General features: G+C 70.9%; 13 protein-coding genes and 1 pseudogene. 3 read left to right on the forward strand and 11 right to left on the reverse strand.

The annotated features are described in order from the left end of the window. Window positions 1-190: 190 nt before the first annotated feature. Window positions 191-745, reverse strand: coding sequence for a hemerythrin domain-containing protein (locus IEZ07_RS34580; protein ID WP_191898656.1), 555 nt, complete (start codon window positions 743-745; stop codon window positions 191-193). A 161-nt stretch (window positions 746-906) separates the two neighbouring features. Here IEZ07_RS34580 and IEZ07_RS34585 point away from each other — a divergent pair, with 161 nt between their 5' ends. The 3 genes from IEZ07_RS34585 (at window position 907) to IEZ07_RS34595 (ending at window position 4,117) form a co-directional block, all read left to right on the forward strand. After that, on the forward strand, window positions 907-2,256 hold the full coding sequence (locus tag IEZ07_RS34585; RefSeq protein WP_191898657.1) for a lanthionine synthetase LanC family protein: 1,350 nt from the start codon (window positions 907-909) through the stop codon (window positions 2,254-2,256). 155 nt (window positions 2,257-2,411) lie between these two features. Further along, on the forward strand, window positions 2,412-3,662 hold the full coding sequence (locus tag IEZ07_RS34590; protein WP_191898658.1) for a response regulator: 1,251 nt from the start codon (window positions 2,412-2,414) through the stop codon (window positions 3,660-3,662). Continuing rightward, window positions 3,659-4,117: an Hpt domain-containing protein gene (locus tag IEZ07_RS34595; protein ID WP_191898659.1), complete on the forward strand. Its 459-nt coding sequence runs from the start codon at window positions 3,659-3,661 to the stop codon at window positions 4,115-4,117. Before IEZ07_RS34590 ends, IEZ07_RS34595 begins: the two co-directional genes overlap by 4 nt. 117 nt (window positions 4,118-4,234) lie before the next feature. Here the strand turns inward: IEZ07_RS34595 and IEZ07_RS34600 are convergent, their stop codons facing one another. From IEZ07_RS34600 to IEZ07_RS34645, 10 genes and pseudogenes are all read right to left on the reverse strand, one after another. Beyond that, window positions 4,235-4,855 carry a TauD/TfdA dioxygenase family protein gene (locus IEZ07_RS34600; RefSeq protein WP_239321296.1) on the reverse strand — a complete coding sequence of 207 codons (621 nt, stop codon included), beginning with the start codon at window positions 4,853-4,855 and terminating at the stop codon, window positions 4,235-4,237. Next, window positions 4,749-5,276, reverse strand: a pseudogene (locus IEZ07_RS36235) (transposase); the annotation flags it as partial. The pseudogene IEZ07_RS36235 and the gene IEZ07_RS34600, both read right to left, overlap by 107 nt. Window positions 5,277-5,441: 165 nt before the next feature. Further along, complete coding sequence (gene adhE / locus IEZ07_RS34610) at window positions 5,442-8,132, reverse strand: bifunctional acetaldehyde-CoA/alcohol dehydrogenase (protein WP_307729048.1); 2,691 nt, start codon at window positions 8,130-8,132, stop codon at window positions 5,442-5,444. Continuing rightward, window positions 8,129-8,476 (reverse strand): hypothetical protein, encoded by a 348-nt coding sequence (locus tag IEZ07_RS34615; protein ID WP_191898661.1) that lies wholly within the window; start codon window positions 8,474-8,476, stop codon window positions 8,129-8,131. The genes adhE and IEZ07_RS34615 overlap by 4 nt, the downstream gene beginning before the upstream one ends. Before the next feature lie 59 nt (window positions 8,477-8,535). Beyond that, on the reverse strand, window positions 8,536-9,156 hold the full coding sequence (locus tag IEZ07_RS34620; RefSeq protein ID WP_191898662.1) for a vitamin K epoxide reductase family protein: 621 nt from the start codon (window positions 9,154-9,156) through the stop codon (window positions 8,536-8,538). Then, window positions 9,156-9,923 carry a DsbA family protein gene (locus IEZ07_RS34625; protein WP_191898663.1) on the reverse strand — a complete coding sequence of 256 codons (768 nt, stop codon included), beginning with the start codon at window positions 9,921-9,923 and terminating at the stop codon, window positions 9,156-9,158. Before IEZ07_RS34625 ends, IEZ07_RS34620 begins: the two co-directional genes overlap by 1 nt. A gap of 248 nt (window positions 9,924-10,171) precedes the next feature. After that, the gene (gene arcC / locus IEZ07_RS34630; RefSeq protein WP_191898664.1) at window positions 10,172-11,107 is read right to left on the reverse strand and encodes a carbamate kinase; all 936 of its coding nucleotides are present in this window, start codon (window positions 11,105-11,107) and stop codon (window positions 10,172-10,174) included. Window positions 11,108-11,110: 3 nt separating this feature from the next. Further along, window positions 11,111-12,115, reverse strand: coding sequence for an ornithine carbamoyltransferase (argF, locus tag IEZ07_RS34635; protein WP_191898665.1), 1,005 nt, complete (start codon window positions 12,113-12,115; stop codon window positions 11,111-11,113). A gap of 100 nt (window positions 12,116-12,215) precedes the next feature. After that, window positions 12,216-13,463, reverse strand: a complete 1,248-nt coding sequence (locus IEZ07_RS34640; RefSeq protein WP_191898666.1) for an arginine deiminase — start codon at window positions 13,461-13,463, stop codon at window positions 12,216-12,218. After that, window positions 13,460-14,899, reverse strand: coding sequence for an amino acid permease (locus tag IEZ07_RS34645; protein WP_191898667.1), 1,440 nt, complete (start codon window positions 14,897-14,899; stop codon window positions 13,460-13,462). The genes IEZ07_RS34640 and IEZ07_RS34645 overlap by 4 nt, the downstream gene beginning before the upstream one ends. Between the last annotated feature and the right edge of the window lie 285 nt (window positions 14,900-15,184).

Raw genomic sequence — 15,184 nt, forward strand, 5'->3', positions numbered from 1 at the left:
CCCCGCTGGGCATGGCCGCCGGCTCCAGCGGCCCCGACTCCTGCCGGCGGGCGAACTCCGGCGACGGCGTGCCCAGCGGGCCCGGCGCGATGTCCGGCCACGGCCCTTCCGGTACGGGGTGCCCGGGAGACGGGCTCATGCGGAACGTACGCAGTCCCGTACCCGTCGTCAACAGGTCGCGGGGTGGCGACTACGGGCCCGCGACCGGACCGGCGGCGGGCGGAACCCCGTTGTCCGCGTCGTCGACCAGCAGGAAGGCGGGCCGGTTCTCGCGCCACTCGGGCACGTCCATCGCGTTGAGTACGGAGATCAGTTTCTTCTCCTCGTAGATGAAGTGCGTCTGCATGACCGCCGACAGCGCCGTCACCTCCTCGCGCACCTTGGCGGCCGCGGCCGGGTCCGGCTCCTCCGGGAGGGACTCGAGTAGTTTCTGCAGGTTCCCCATCAGCCAGTCCAGCTGGTTGTGGTCCGTGCGCAGGTCGGAGAGCACCTTGCGCAGCTCGGGGTACTCCTCGGCGATCGCGGGGAACGCACCCCTGTCCTCGCCGGTGTGGTGGCGCGTCAGCGCCGTGCAGAAGGAGAGGCAGTGGGCGCGCAGGTCCCGTGCCGGGAGTCCCTTGCCGTCGAAGTAGTCGTCGATGTCATCCTGGAGGTCCTCCAGCATCTCGCGGAGCCAGATGTGCACTTCGAGCAACTGCGTGCCCAGGGCGGTGAGGCGGCTGCCGGCCTCGGAACGTGCGTCCATGCGCTTCTTTCCGGGTGGGATGGATGGCTGCGGTGGGGGTGGAGGCGCCCGTGCATGATCTCACGGCCGGGCCGCGGGAGCCGACGGCCGGCCCGCTCCTCACCTCTCGGGCCGCCCGCGATTACCGTATTTTCCTACCAGATGTGTGGGATGATCTGGTCATGAGCCCGGACCAGACCCGCTCATCGAGCGCGCGCGCCGAGACCCCGCTGACCGCCGCCGTCATGGCCGGACGCTGGATCCGCACGGCGGCCGTCGACGACGGGCGAGGGCGGCACTGGAAGGCCAACCCGGACCCGCGCGGCCGGTCGGCACTGGCGGCCGAGCCCGCCTCGCTCTACGCGGGGGCGGCGGGCATCGTGCTGTTCTTCCTGGAGCTCGCCGCCGCGACCGGCCACGAGGCCTACCTGGAGGACGCCCGGGCCGGAGCCCGCTACCTGGCCGCCACCTGGCGGGACCAGACGGACCTGTCCCTCTACCACGGCCTGACCGGCACGGTGTTCGCCCTGGCCGAGGCGGGCTGGGCGACGGGCGAGGAGGAGTTCGAGGAGGCGGCGAGGGCCGCGGCCGACCGGATCGTCCGCGGCGTGCGGCGGCTGGACGACGGTCTCGGCTGGTCGAGGGACCCGGCGCAGCGCGGTGACGGCGGGATCGTGCTCGGCCTGCTGCACGCCGCGGGGATCCTCGGGGTCCCCGCCTACGAGGAGGTCGCCGTGGAGGCGGGCCGGCGCATCGCCCGCCTGGTGGTGCCGGGCCACCGCTTCGGCGACTGCCCCGGCCTGCCGACCGACGCCGTCACCCCCGGCTTCCTCTCCGGCACCGCGGGCACCGCCTTCCTGCTCGCCCGCCTGTACGGCGTGACGGGCGACGGGCGGTTCCTGGAGGCCGCCCGCAGGGGAGCGGACTTCGTCCGCACGGTCAGCGTGGTGACCGGCGGGTGCGCCGCCGTCCCGCACCACGTGCCGCAGGGGAGGAACCTGCACTACCTGGGCTTCTGCTCGGGGTCGGCGGGGGTGGCGAGGATGTTCTGCGAGCTCCACCGGGTGACCGGCGACCGGGGGGACCTGGACTGGGCCGAGCGGCTGGCCCGGGGCGTCATGCGCAGCGGGATCCCGCGCCGCCGGACGGACGGCTACTGGAACACGGTCTGCCAGTGCTGCGGTACCGCCGGTCTGGTGGAGCTGTTCACCGGGCTGTGGGCCGTGGCCGGTGAGGAGCGGTACCTGGAGTTCGCCCGCACGCTCGCCGAGGACCTGATCGCCCGCGCCACCGGGCACGACGACCGGGGCTACCGGTGGTACCAGGCCTACCGGAGGCTCCGGCCCGGAGAGGTCACCGCGGACACCGGCTACATGGTGGGCGCCGCGGGCGTCGGCGCCGCGCTGCTCCACCTGGACGCCGCCGGACTGGCGGGAGGACCGCGCCGGGTCGTGCTGCTGCCGGACAACCCGTTCCCCGCGATCCCGGTGCCGGCCGCCGCGCTGCGCCGCGCCGCGGAGGGGAACGGCTGAGCGTCCCCCGGCGGGCGTCCCCCGCCGGGGGACGGTCCTGCGCCGGAAGGCCGGGGGACGGTCCTGCGTCGAGGAATCCGGGCGGGTCGGCCGGTTGTGCTCAACAGGGCTCCGGCGATGCCGATCGGACGGATGCGATGAGGAACAGGATCGATATGCCGAACGAGTCGAACGAGCTGTGGCACCGGTCAGCGGTGTCCACCGCCGAAACACCCGCCATCCTGCTGGTGGACGACGAGCCGACCGTGCTGGAGACGCTCGTCCACCAGCTCGGCCAGGACTACCGCGTCGTGACCGCACCCGACGGACGCGCCGCCCTGGCCGCTCTCGCCGAGCACGGCCCCTTCGCCGCGGTGGTCAGCGACATGCGCATGCCGAACATCGACGGCATCGAACTGCTCGGGCAGGTGCGCCTGCGCCATCCGGACGTCACCCGCATCCTGCACACGGCCCAGGGCGACCTGCCCTCCGCCGTCTCGGCGATCAACGACGGGCAGGTCTTCCGCTTCCTGTGCAAGCCCTGCCCCACCAGGGAACTGCGCGGTACCGTCCGCGACGCGGTGGAGCGGCACCGCCTGGCCTCGACCGAGCGGGAGATCCTCGACAAGACGCTCCGCACCAGCCTGCAGGCGCTCTTCGGCTGCCTGGAGCTGGCCAACCCCCAGGCGTTCGCCCGCGCGGGACGCATCCGGGATCTGGTGGGCGAGCTCTGCGGGGAGCTCGGGCTGGACGGCGTCTGGGAGATCGAGGTGGCCGCCATGGCTTCCCAGCTCGGTGCGGTCACCGTTCCCGCGAGCGTGCTGGAGAAGCTGGACCGGGGACGGCCGCTGTCGGACGACGAGCAGAAGATGATCGCCGCCATGCCGGGCATCGCGGCGCGGCTGCTGCAGGACGTGCCGATGCTCGAGACCGTCGTGGAGATCGTGCGTGGACTCCGCCCGGTCCGCGTCACCGGATGGGGCGACGGATGGGCGGCCGAGGAGCGGCCGTCGAGTCCGATCGTGGAGGCCGCCGTCGGCGTGCTGCACGCGGCGATCGAGTTCGAGGGGTTCGCCGGCCGCGGGGTGGCGGCGGACAGGGCCGTCGCCGCGCTGGAGCGGCAGGGGGGCCACGACGACGCGGTGCTGACCGCCCTGCGCCGGGTCCGGGGGGCGGCGGGGGCACGGGAGTCCGTGCGCGCCTTCCGCGTCGGAGAACTGGAGGTCGGCATGCGGATCGCCGAGGACGTCGTCGCCGTCAACGGCCCGGTGCTCATCGGTCGCGGCGTCCGCGTCACCGAGCTGCTCCTGGAACGCCTGACCAACTACAAGCACATCGTGCAGCTGGTGGAACCCGTCTGGGTGAGCATGGCCGACGCACCGGAGGCGGACGCGCTCAGGGCGGTCCCGCCGGGAGCGGTGGCGTGAACCCGCCTGTCCCGGGTGTGGACCCGCCCGCTCCGGTCGCCGCGGCCCTCCCCGGAGAGGCCGCGACGACCGCGGAGGCCGGGCTGGGCGTCCGCGCCCGCATCGCCGACCTGATGGAGGACGACTCCGCGGAGGAGATCGAGTTCGTCGGGCGGATCGTCGTCTCGTTCCTGAAGCGGGCCCCCGCCGTGCTGGCCGCGTTGGCCGGGGCGATCGCCGCGGCGGATGCCGAGGCGACCGCCCGGCACGCGCACGCGCTGAAGGGGGCGGCCGCCAACGTCGGGGCGGGCGCCGTGGCCGGTCTCTGCGCCGAGGCCGAAAACTTCGCGGAAGCCGTACGGCTCGGCGAGCTGGACGGTCACCCTGCCCGGCTGGAGCAGGCGCTCGCCGAGGCGGGGGCGCACCTGGCCGAGGCGCTCGCCCGCCTGCGGGCCGGACGGCCACTCCTTCCCTGAGGCGGCGTTTTCCGGGTTGTCGCCTCTCCGGGGCACCGCCGACGTCTGCGCCGGGGACCGGCAGCCGGGTGCGCCCGGCCGCCGGCCCCCTTCTCCGTGCGGTCTCCCCCGGGACCGTCAGGCGGCGACGGGGGAGTAGGCCGCGGCGTCACCGGTGAGCACGGTGCTCGGCCGGCCGTCCACGCCCACCGGGACGTCCCCGGCGACGGTGACCCGGTGCAGACGGCGGGGCCGGTCGCCGAAGTCGTGCACGACGCGGTGCTGGGTGGCGCGGTTGTCCCACACCGCCACGTCGCCGGGCGCCCACCGCCAGCGCACGGTGTTCTCGACCTGGGTCACCTGCTCCTGGACGAGCCGGATCAGCGAGGCCGAGGCCTCGGACGACAGGCCCACCAGGCGCTTGGCGAAGTCGCCCAGCAGGATCGAGCGCTCGCCCGTCTCCGGGTGCACGCGGACCACCGGGTGCTCGGTCTCGAAGACGGTGGAGGCGAACATCTCGGCGTACTGCCGGGCCCGCTCCGGGTCGTCGGCGAAGGTGACGTCGGTGTGCCAGCGGTCGACCTTCTGCCCGCCGCTGTAGTCGAGGTCGAGGATGTGGGAGCTGCCGCCGAGCGAGGGGGTCGGGTGCGCGAGCGCGTGGCAGAGGGCGTCCGCCGAAGCGGATGCCCTTCTCGCTGCGGACGCGAGCCCGTTCGCGGCGCTGGGCGGCCAGCACGTCGGGATGGCGAGCATTGGCATTGCGCCAGCGCAGGTAGTCATGCAAGGCCTGGGGCTGCACCACGTGGTTGGGATGGTCGGAGCCGGCGATCGTGAACTGCCGCAACGGCCCGAAGTGCGCCTCGATCGGATTGGCCCAGGACGCATACGTCGGGGTGAAGTACAACTCGACCTTGTTCTTCCTCGCCCAGGTGCGGATCCGCCAGTTCTTGTGCACCGACAGGTTGTCCAGGATCACGTAGATCGGAGCGCCATCGGCGGGCGGCGCGGGTCGACCTCAAGGCGGCCCACGTGTGGTCGATGCCCTTGCGGAGCCGGTTGACCCCCACAGGCGGTCGTCGCCGACCGAGTAGCAGCCGTGGAAGTAGGTGATCCCATGGGTGCGGCGGTAGGTGGCCGGCAGCCGGTCCGGCCGCCCAAGCGGCGCCCAGCCCGATCCCGAGCAGCATCATCGCCGGCCGGTAGCGCACCGGGCTGGTGCTGCCCCGGCGCACGATCTGCTGGAGCTGCGTCCTGCTTGATCGGTGGGTCTTCGGACCCTGACGGGTTCTGCCACTGTGCGGGATTTCCGCCCTGAACGCGGACACCGGTTGCTTGGAGCTGCCCGTCACGCGGCGCGTTCTGCATCGCCGTCGCGACGGCCGTAGTAGGCGGCCCGCATCAGGTCCTGCATGTCGTCCAGCATCGGCATGCGCGGGTTGGCGGGAGCGCACTGGTCCTGGTAGGCGTTCATCGCCTGCTGCGGGAGCGAGGCCAGGAACGCCTCCTCGTCGACGCCGATCCGCTGGAACGACGGCTCGATGCCGACCGCGTCGCGCAACCGCTCCACGGCCGCCGCGAGGGACTCCACCCCCTCCGCCGGGGTCGCGGCGGGCAGGCCCAGTGCCTGGGCGATCTCGCAGAAGCGCTCCGGGGCCCGATAGTCCTCGTACTTCGGCCAGCCCGACAGCTTCGACGGCACGGTGCCGTTGTAGCGGATCACGTGCGGCAGCAGCAGCGCGTTGGTGCGTCCGTGTGCCACGTGGAAGGTGGCCCCCAGGGTGTGCGACATGGCGTGCACGATGCCGAGGAAGGCGTTGCCGAAGGACATGCCGGCGATCGTGCCGGCGTTGTGCATCTTCTCCCGGGCCTCCGGGTCGGCGGCGCCGTGCTGTACCGCCCGCTCCAGGTAGCGGAAGACGAGTTTGACCGCCTGCAGGGCCAGGCCGTCGGTGAAGTCGTTGGCGTAGACCGACACGTAGGACTCGATGGCGTGGGTGAGCGCGTCGAAGCCGCTGTCGGCGGTGACCACGCGCGGCAGGTCGGCCGCGAGCACCGGGTCGACGATGGCGACGCTGGGGGTGAGCGCGTAGTCGGCCAGCGGGTACTTCTTGCCGGTGGCGCCATCGGTGATCACCGCGAACGGCGTCACCTCTGCGCCGGTGCCCGAGGTGGTGGGCACGCACACCAGGCGGGCCCGCTCGCCGAGCGCAGGGAACCGGAAGGCGCGCTTGCGGATGTCGAAGAACTTCTCCTTCATGTCCGCGAACACCACCTCCGGGTGCTCGTAGCGCAGCCACATCACCTTGGCCGCGTCCATCACCGAGCCGCCGCCCAGCGCGATGATCGTGTCCGGCCGGAAGGAGCGCATCAGCTCGGCGCCCCGGTCCACCGTCGCGACGCTGGGCTCCGGCTCCACGTCGTCGACGATCTGCAGGGCCACCCGCTCGCCGCGGCGCTGCAGCACGTCGATGATCCGGTCCACGTAGCCCAGCCGGGTCATCACGGCGTCGGTGACGACCGTCACCCGGTGCACGTCCGGCATGTCGGCGAGGTAGCGGATCGCGTTCGGCTCGAAGTAGATCTTCGCGGGGATCTTGAACCACTGCAGGTTGTTGTTGCGCCGCCCGATGCGCTTGATGTTGATCAGGTTGACGGCGGTGACGTTGTTCGACACCGAGTTGTGGCCGTAGCTGCCGCAGCCGAGGGTCAGCGAGGGCAGGAACGCGTTGTACATGTCGCCGATGCCGCCCTGGGAGGCCGGGGCGTTCCAGATCACCCGGACCGCCTTGACGCGCCGGCCGTACTCCTCGGCGAGGGCGGCGTCCTCGGTGTGGATGACCGCGCTGTGCCCGAGCCCGTGGAACTCGACCATCCGCTCGGCGTGCGTCAGGCCCTCCTCGCGCGAGGAGGCGCGCAGCACGGCCAGCACGGGGCAGAGCTTCTCCCGGGTCAGCGGCTCGGCCGGGCCGACCGCGTCCACCGGGACGAGGATCACCGAGGTGTCGCCGGGGACGGTGAAGCCGGCCTGCGCGGCGATCCACTGCGGGGAGCGGCCGACCACGTCGGGGTTGAGCCTCGCGCCCGAGCAGCCCTCGCCGCCCGCGGCCGCGCCGAAGACGAACTCCTCCAGCTTCGCCTTCTCCTCGGGGGTGGCGACGTGGGCGTGCAGCCTGCGGAACTCGGCGAGCGCCGCGTCGTAGATCTCGTGGCCGAGGATGACCGCCTGCTCGGAGGCGCAGATCATGCCGTGGTCGAACGTCTTGGACAGCACCACGTCGTGTACGGCGCGGCGCAGCTTGGCGCTGCGCTCGATGTAGGCCGGGACGTTCCCGGCGCCGACCCCCAGGGCGGGCTTGCCGGCCGAGTAGGCGGCCCTGACCATGCCGTTCCCACCGGTGGCGAGGATGGTCGAGACCCCCTCGTGGTGCATGAGCGCGGAGGTGGCCTCCAGGGACGGTTCGGTGATCCACTGGATGCAGTGCTCGGGGGCACCGGCCTCGACGGCGGCGTCGCGGACGATCCGCGCGGCCTCGGCGCTGCAGCGCTGCGCCGACGGGTGGAAGGCGAAGACGATCGGGTTGCGGGTCTTGAGCGCCAGCAACGCCTTGAAGATCGTGGTGGAGGTGGGGTTGGTGACCGGGGTGACGCCGCAGACGACGCCGACCGGGTCGGCGATCTCCACGATCCCGTTGATCTCGTCGCGGGAGACGACCCCCACCGTCTTGAGATCAGCCATGCTGTGCGTTACGTGCTCGCAGGCGAAGATGTTCTTCACCGCCTTGTCCTCGAAGACGCCGCGGCCGGTCTCCTCCACGGCCAGGGCGGCGAGCGCGCCATGCCGGTCCAGTGCCGCCACGGACGCCTTCTTGACGATGTGGTCGACCTGCTCCTGCGTGAAGGAGTCGTATTCGGCCAGGGCCTTGAGCGCGTTGCCCACCAGAGCGTCGACTGCGATCCGCACGTCGGCGGTCGGGGCGGTTCTCACGGGGGAGTCGGTCATGGGGGTCACCTCGTTGGCTCGTGGCTGCCGTCTCACCCCAACAGTGCGGGACGGGTCCCGCCCGGGGCTGCGGCGCAAAGGCCCCCGCGGGCGGGACCAAGGTCATATTCTTCATGGGTGGACGGCTCTGTCCGCCTGCCCCGGCCCGCGTCCACCCACCTGCTCCCGCCTCCGGCCACCTCATCCCGCACGGCTTCCTGAAATGCCGTGACCAGCATCTCCACATCGGTGGCGCCGGCGGCGGTGGTGACCACACCGGAGTGAACCTTGTCGCCGCTCCAGCCGGCACCGCGTTTGAGGCTGTAGCGGGCGTGCGGGTCGTAGAGCCGCTCGGTGCGTCGGCGGGAGGGCGGCATGTCCTTGGGCTCGCGCAAGAACATGTGCCCGCCGTCACATCGTGGGGCGTCTTCGCCGAGCTCGGCGACATCAGCCGGCCAGGTTATCCGAACAGGGCGGCGCCGTACTTCGTCACGACCGCCAGGATCAGGACCAGGATCCAGATGGCGACGGCGATGGCGTCCAGGTCGGCGTCGACGAAGCGCGCGGCCGCCGCCTGCGCGCGGGACGGCAGGAACAGGTTGCCATCGCGGATGTTCACATGCGTCAGTGTGGCGAACACCAGGGTGGTGGAGACCGTCACCAGCAGGCACCACGGGCACAGCGCGCCGATGGCGGACATCGACTGGGAGAACAGCCAGTATGCGAAGATCACGCCGAGGGTGTAGACCACCTGGGCGGCGAACATGAACCAGCGCGGGAAGCGCACCCGGCCCAGGCTCGCAACGGCGATGGTGATCACTACCGGTTCGGCGACGAGTCCCAAGAAGGCATTGGGGAATCCGAACAGCTGTGCCTGCCAGGAGGTGGCGACCGTGCCGCAGCTGATGACGGCGTTGATGTTGCACGACAGACTGGTGCCGGGGTCGGCCGCCAGGCGCAGCGCGTCGACCGACAGCACGAAGGAGGCGGCCAGGCTCAGGCACGCCGACACCAGCATGGTCCCGAAAAGCCAGGCGTCCGAGTGCCGCAGCCCGTGCAGGCGGGCCAGGAGCACAGCCATCACCTGCCCTCGGCGGCGGTGACGGCCGCCGTCAGCGGCCCGGCGGTGTACAGGTCACCGGTGAACACCTCACCGTTGATCTTCACGGTGGGTGTGCCCTCGATCCCCGTCTTGAACACCGCGGCCGTCGAGGTCTCGACCCACGGCTGGAAGAGCCGGTCAGTGAAAGCGTCTGCGACGTCCTGCGGCACACCGGCATTCCGGGCCAGGGCGGCGATCTCGTCATCGGACAGGCCACTGCTGCCCTCGGCGGGCTGGTGGGCGAACAGCGCGGTGTTGAAGGCCAGCAACGCGCCGGGTGCCCGGTCGGCGACGGTGGCGGTCGCGTTGGCGGTCCGGGTCGAATACCGCGACCCGCTGGACATCCGGTCCAGGAACGCCAACGGGTACAGCTCCAGCCTTACCGCGCCGTCGGCGACCAGGCGATCCAGCTCGGTGCTGTTGGCCTGCTCGAAGCGCCCGCAGAACGGGCACATGTAGTCGAGGTAGACCTCCAGTTTCACCGGGGCGGCGGCGTCGCCGACGGCGAGGGCTCCCGCGGCCGTGGCGATCGCCGGGGCGACGGCCTTGTCCTGCGATGCCGCGGTGATCCGGGATCCCCCGCTGCCCGCCGCGTTGATCAGGCTGACCACGATGGCGATCAGCAGACAGCCGATGATCACCCCGCCGCCTGCGGTGATCGCGCGGTTGCGTTTCTTCTGGCGGCGTTCGGCGGCGGCCCGGGCGTCGCGTAGTTCCCGGGACCTGGTGCGTGCCTGCGTGCTCATGCGTTGTTCTCCCTTGGCCCCGCCGGGGTGGACGAAGGGCCGGATGGTGTGCGGTCCTGGCGTCGTCCACATCCTCGATCGGCGCCGGTCGCGGTCTGAGGTCCGCTTTCTCGGGCGCTCACCGTTAACCTTCGTCAGGTCGCCGGTGATCCGCTGGGGCCGAAGGTCCTTTACCGTCGCGACCTCCGCCCCGGATCGGACACCCGGGCCCCGGGCGGCGGTGGACCGCCGCCCGGAGCCTCGCGGCGTCACAGTGTGCTGGCCAGCGGCCAGGTGGCGTTGGGGGTGACGATAGTGCCCGCCGTGCCCTCCAGGATCTGCGGGGCCTGGTCCAGCCTGCCGATGGCGGCCATGTCGCCGGTGGTCTCCACGAAGTGGCAGGCCGCCTCGACCTTCGGCCCCATCGACCCGGCGGGGAAGTCCAGCTCGCGCAGTTCGTGTGGGGTGGTGTGGCGGATCTCCTGCTGCTCGGGGGTGCCGAAGTCCTTCATGACTCGCGGCACGTCGGTCAGGATCAGGAAGGCGTCGCACTCCAGCGCCTCGGCGAGCATCGAGCCGGTAAGGTCCTTGTCGATGACCGCCTCGATGCCCTGCAGCCGGCCCCGCTCGTTGCGGATGACGGGGACGCCGCCGCCGCCTGCGCAGACCACCACGACGCCCTCGCGGATCAGGCCCCGGATCAGCCGGGTCTCCACCACCCGCTGCGGGGCGGGCGAGGGCACGACGCGGCGCCAGTACGGCCCATCGGGCTTGACCGTCCAGCCGTTCCCCTGGGCCAGCTGCTCGGCCTCGGCCTGGTCGTAGACCTGGCCGACGAACTTGGTGGGGTCGGTGAAGGCCGGGTCCACCGCGGAGACGAGCGTCTGGTTGACCATGGAGATGACCTGGCGGCCCGGTAGGGCGTTCTGCAGCGCCTGGAGCATCCAGTAGCCGATCATGCCCTGTGTCTGCGCGCCGAGTGTGTCGAGCGGGTAGGGGCGGGTGAGGTTGGGGTCGGTGGCGCTCTCCAACGCCAGGACCCCGACCTGGGGGCCGTTGCCGTGAGTGATGACGAGTTCGTGCTCGCGGGCGAGTTCGGCCAGGGAGGCGGCGGCGACGCAGACGTTGTCCTGCTGGAGGTCGGCGTCGGGCTTCTGCCCTCGCCGCAGCAGCGCGTTGCCGCCGAGGGCGACCAGTACGCGCATCGTTCAGCCCCCCAGGGTGGCGACCATGACGGCCTTGATGGTGTGCAGCCGATTCTCGGCCTGGTCGAAGACGATGGACCGAGGAGATTCGAAGACCTCCTCGGTCACCTCCAGCGCCTCGTGGCCGGTCTTGACGAACAGGTCCTGGCCGACGGCGGTCTCCCTGTTGTGGAAGGCCGGCAGGCAGTGCATGAACTTCACCGCAGGGTTGCCGGCCGCCTCCACCAGCGCGGTGTTCACCTGGTACGGCATCAGCAGGTCGATGCGCTCCTCCCATACCTCCTTGGCCTCTCCCATGGAGACCCACACGTCGGTGTAGAGGAAGTCGACACCCCGCACGCCCTCGGCGACGTCCTCGGTGATGGTGATGCGCGCGCCGGTGGTCTCGGCGAGCTCCCGGGCGGGCTTGACGACCGCGACCTCGTCGGGCCAGAGGGATCTGGGCGCCACCAGCCGCACGTCCATGCCGAGCATCGCGCCGGTGACCAGCAGCGAGTTGCCCATGTTGTTGCGGGCGTCGCCCAGGTAGGCGTAGGAGATCTCACGCAGGGGCCTGTCGCTGTGCTCGGCCATGGTGAGCATGTCGGCGAGCATCTGCGTGGGGTGCCACTCGTCGGTCAGGCCGTTCCAGACCGGCACGCCCGAATAGGCGGCCAGCTCCTCGACGTGGGCCTGCTTGCGGCCGCGGAACTCGATGCCGTCGTACATCCGCCCCAGCACCCGGGCGGTGTCCTTGACCGATTCCTTGTGGCCCATCTGCGAGCCGGACGGGTCGAGGTAGGTGACGTGGGCGCCCTGGTCCAGAGCGCCGACCTCGAAGGCGCAGCGGGTGCGGGTGGAGGTCTTCTCGAAGATCAGGGCGATGTTCTTGCCGCTGAGCCGCTGCCGTTCGGTACCGGCGTACTTGGCGGCCTTGAGGTCCGCAGCTAGCTTGATCAGGTAGCGGAACTCCTCCGGGGTGAAGTCGAGTTCCTTCAGGAAGCTGCGGTTGCGAAGATTGAATGCCATTTCGTGTGCTCCGTGGTGATGATCCCCGCGGGATCAGTGATGGAGAAGGTCCTGCCGGGGCGGACGGCGGGGTGCCGGCAGGGAGATGACCTGTCGCAGGTCAGATACCGTCGCGCTCGATCGGGCAGCTCATGCAGCGCGGGCCGCCCCGGCCCCGGCCGAGCTCGCTGCCGCGGATGGTGATGACCTCCACACCGTTGGCGCGCAGGTAGTTGTTGGTGGTGGTATTGCGCTCGTAGGCCACCACCACTCCGGGCTCGACGGCCAGCACGTTGCAGCCGTCGTCCCACTGCTCGCGCTCGGCCGCGTAGACGTCCTGGGTGGCGGTCAGCACCTTGATGTCGTCCAGGTCCAGGGCCCGCGCGATGGCCTTGTGCATCTCCTCCGGAGCATGGTCGGTGATCTTGAGTTCCTTGGGGATGTCCCCGGGCTCGATCGTGTAGGAGGGCAGCATGCCCAGACCGGCGAACTTGGTGAACGTGTCCACGCTCACCTGGGTCATGACCGTGTCCAGGTGCATGAACGCCCGCGCCTTCGGCATGTTCAGCGCGACGATCTTCTTGGCCGCGCCCTGGGAGAACAGCCGGTTGGCGAGCGTCTCCACGGCTTGGGGCTGGGTACGCTCGCTCATTCCGACCAGGACGGCGCCGCGCCCGATGACCAGCACGTCCCCGCCCTCGATGGTGGCCGGGGCGGCGGCCATGCCGGGCATCCACACGTGGTAGCCGTCCTCGGTCCCGGGCCGGTCGTAGCCGCCGGCGAACATCGGGTGGTGGCGGTAGATCGCCTCGTAGTTGACCGTCTCGCGCTGGCGGGCCTTCTTCTTCATGGCGTTGATGGAGACGCCGTCGTAGATCCAGCAGGAGGTGTCGCGTGTGAACAGGTGGTTGGGCAGCGGCGGCAGCACGAAGTCGTCCATCTCCAGCACACGGAAGGCGACGCTCTTGGGCTCGCAGCCCAGCTCCATGATCTCCCGTTTGGTGATGCCGCCGGTCAGGAATCGCGCCAGCATGACGGTGTCCAGGCCGTCCAAGGTGTTGCGGACGGCGTCGGTGGCCATCGGCCCGAAGAAGCGCTCATCGACACTGCCGTCGAGGATGTGCTTGCGCGCTTCGGGGATGTCGACGGTAGTGCGCAGCAGATCGGTCAGCAGGTGCACGGTGATGCCGCGGTCCCGCAGGGTCTGCTGCCACTCTTCGTGTTCCTCCACCGCGCGCTGCACCCACAGCACGTCGTCGAAGAGCAGCTCGTCCTTGTTGGAGGGGGTCAGCCGCTTCAGCGACAGCTCGGGCTTGTGCAGGATGACTTGGCGGAGCCGGCCGACCTCGGAGCCGACATGGAAGCTCATCGCAGTTCTCCCGTGGTGATGTGCTTGATTTCCTTCGGGCCGTACTCGCCGCGCGAGGCCTTGACCCAGATGTAGACGGGGATGCCGGCCAGTAGCATGAGCGTGCCTTGGAAGACCGCGTCGCTGCCGGCGCCGAAGATCATCCAGAAGCTGAACAGCAAGGCCACGACCGCCAGGGTCATGTTCCAGGCCAGGCCCTTGCGCGCCGTCTGCCGCTCGCCGGTGGCCAGCCAGAACAGCTGGGCGGCTGCGGAGAACAGGTAGGGCACGACCGTGGTGAAGGCGGCCAGCAGCAGGATCGTGTTGAAGGCGTTCTCCGCGGCGAAGGCCAGGACGAACGTGATCGAGGTCAGGGCGGTGCCGATGACGATGCCGGCCCAGGGCACGTTGCCGCCGCGCATCCGGGTGAACATCTTCGGGAACAGGCCGTCGCGGGCGGCGGCCATCGGCATCTCGGCGACCAGCAGGGTCCACCCGTTGAGCGCGCCGATGCCGGAGATGATCGCGAAGGCGGCCATCACCACGCCCCAGGCGCTGCCGCCGAACATCGCGTTGATCGCGTCGGCGAAGGGGGCGGTGGAGTCCACCAGCTTGTCGTGGGGGACGGTGCCGAAGACGGCGATGGTGCCGAGCATGTAGAGCACCGCGCAGGCCAGGGTGCCGTAGACGCTGGCGCGGCCGATGTTGCGCTCGGGATCGGAGACCTTCTCTGCGGCGATGCTGGCGCTCTCCACGCCGGAGTAGGCGAACAGCACCAGCGCGGCCGCCACCGAGAGGGCGCCGATCCATGAGCCGTCCGTGGCGTTGAAGGGGCCGAAGTTGTCCGCCTGGACGAAGAACAGGCCGATGATCGCGACGAAGATCAGCGGGGCGAACTTCAGGATGGTGGTGACCAGCTGGAACAGGCCCATTTTGGTGACGCCGGCGAGGTTGATGAGCGCCGGGATCCACAGGCCCGTCAGTCCGATGACCACCTGGGCGGGGACGCTGCTCCAGTCGAGGCCGAACGCGGCGTCGGCGAAGTAGACGACGTAGCCGACCCAGGCGAAGGCGATGCCGGCGTTGCCCGCCCAGGCGGTGATCCAGAAGGACCAGGCGTTGAGGAAGCCGGGGAACTCCCCGAAGCCCTCGCGGGCGTAGGCGTACGGCCCGCCGGAGGCGGGGATGCGCCGGCCGAGCCGGCCGAAGACGACGGCAAGCGCGAGCGCGCCGAGGGTGACGATGCCGAACGCCAGGATGCTCACGGTTCCGAACGCCGCCAGCGAGGCCGGGAGCAGGAAGATCCCGGTGCCGACGATGTTCCCGACGACCAGCGCCGTCGCCTGGGGCAACCCTAGGCGAGCCCCGCCTCCGGCGTGCGCGGGCGGTGTGCCCTCCCGGGCCGGCTGTTGTGTGGCGAGCGTGCCCTGCGGGCGCCCGCCTGTTTCCTCTTCCATCTGTGTTTTCCCTATGTGGTGACCTGGCCGCTCGCCGATCGGCGGCGGTCTCCCCACGGCATGGACCGCTCAGCGGTCCGGGTCTGCTTTCGCACCGAGGGAGGCGACCGGACGGTGGTCCGCGCCTCCTGCGGGAGGGGTCGTCCCTATTTGACCGTTTGTGGCGGACCGTTCACCCAGCCGAACGGCCCTTACCCGCAGGACCTCCGTCCTTTCCCGCCGCAGGCGGGGCGGGGGCTGCCCGGTCCCGAGGTCCCCTCCCCCGGGGACCTTCGGCCCTGCCCG

Origin of the sequence: Planomonospora parontospora, assembly GCA_014647935.1 — a bacterium.
In the GTDB taxonomy this organism is placed as follows: Bacteria; Actinomycetota; Actinomycetes; order Streptosporangiales; family Streptosporangiaceae; genus Planomonospora; species Planomonospora parontospora.

Excerpts from the sequence above, each read along its gene's own strand:
- IEZ07_RS34620 (WP_191898662.1), bottom strand. The coding sequence starts at position 9,156 with ATGGCTGTGCTCCTGGCCCGCCTGCACGGGCTGCGGCACTCGGACGCC.
- IEZ07_RS34590 (WP_191898658.1), top strand. The coding sequence starts at position 2,412 with ATGCCGAACGAGTCGAACGAGCTGTGGCACCGGTCAGCGGTGTCCACC.
- IEZ07_RS34585 (WP_191898657.1), top strand. The coding sequence starts at position 907 with ATGAGCCCGGACCAGACCCGCTCATCGAGCGCGCGCGCCGAGACCCCG.
- IEZ07_RS34640 (WP_191898666.1), bottom strand. The coding sequence starts at position 13,463 with ATGAGCTTCCATGTCGGCTCCGAGGTCGGCCGGCTCCGCCAAGTCATC.
- IEZ07_RS34615 (WP_191898661.1), bottom strand. The coding sequence starts at position 8,476 with ATGTTCTTGCGCGAGCCCAAGGACATGCCGCCCTCCCGCCGACGCACC.
- arcC (WP_191898664.1), bottom strand. The coding sequence starts at position 11,107 with ATGCGCGTACTGGTCGCCCTCGGCGGCAACGCGCTGCTGCGGCGAGGG.
- IEZ07_RS34600 (WP_239321296.1), bottom strand. The coding sequence starts at position 4,855 with ATGCCAATGCTCGCCATCCCGACGTGCTGGCCGCCCAGCGCCGCGAAC.
- IEZ07_RS34625 (WP_191898663.1), bottom strand. The coding sequence starts at position 9,923 with ATGAGCACGCAGGCACGCACCAGGTCCCGGGAACTACGCGACGCCCGG.
- IEZ07_RS34580 (WP_191898656.1), bottom strand. The coding sequence starts at position 745 with ATGGACGCACGTTCCGAGGCCGGCAGCCGCCTCACCGCCCTGGGCACG.
- argF (WP_191898665.1), bottom strand. The coding sequence starts at position 12,115 with ATGGCATTCAATCTTCGCAACCGCAGCTTCCTGAAGGAACTCGACTTC.
- IEZ07_RS34645 (WP_191898667.1), bottom strand. The coding sequence starts at position 14,899 with ATGGAAGAGGAAACAGGCGGGCGCCCGCAGGGCACGCTCGCCACACAA.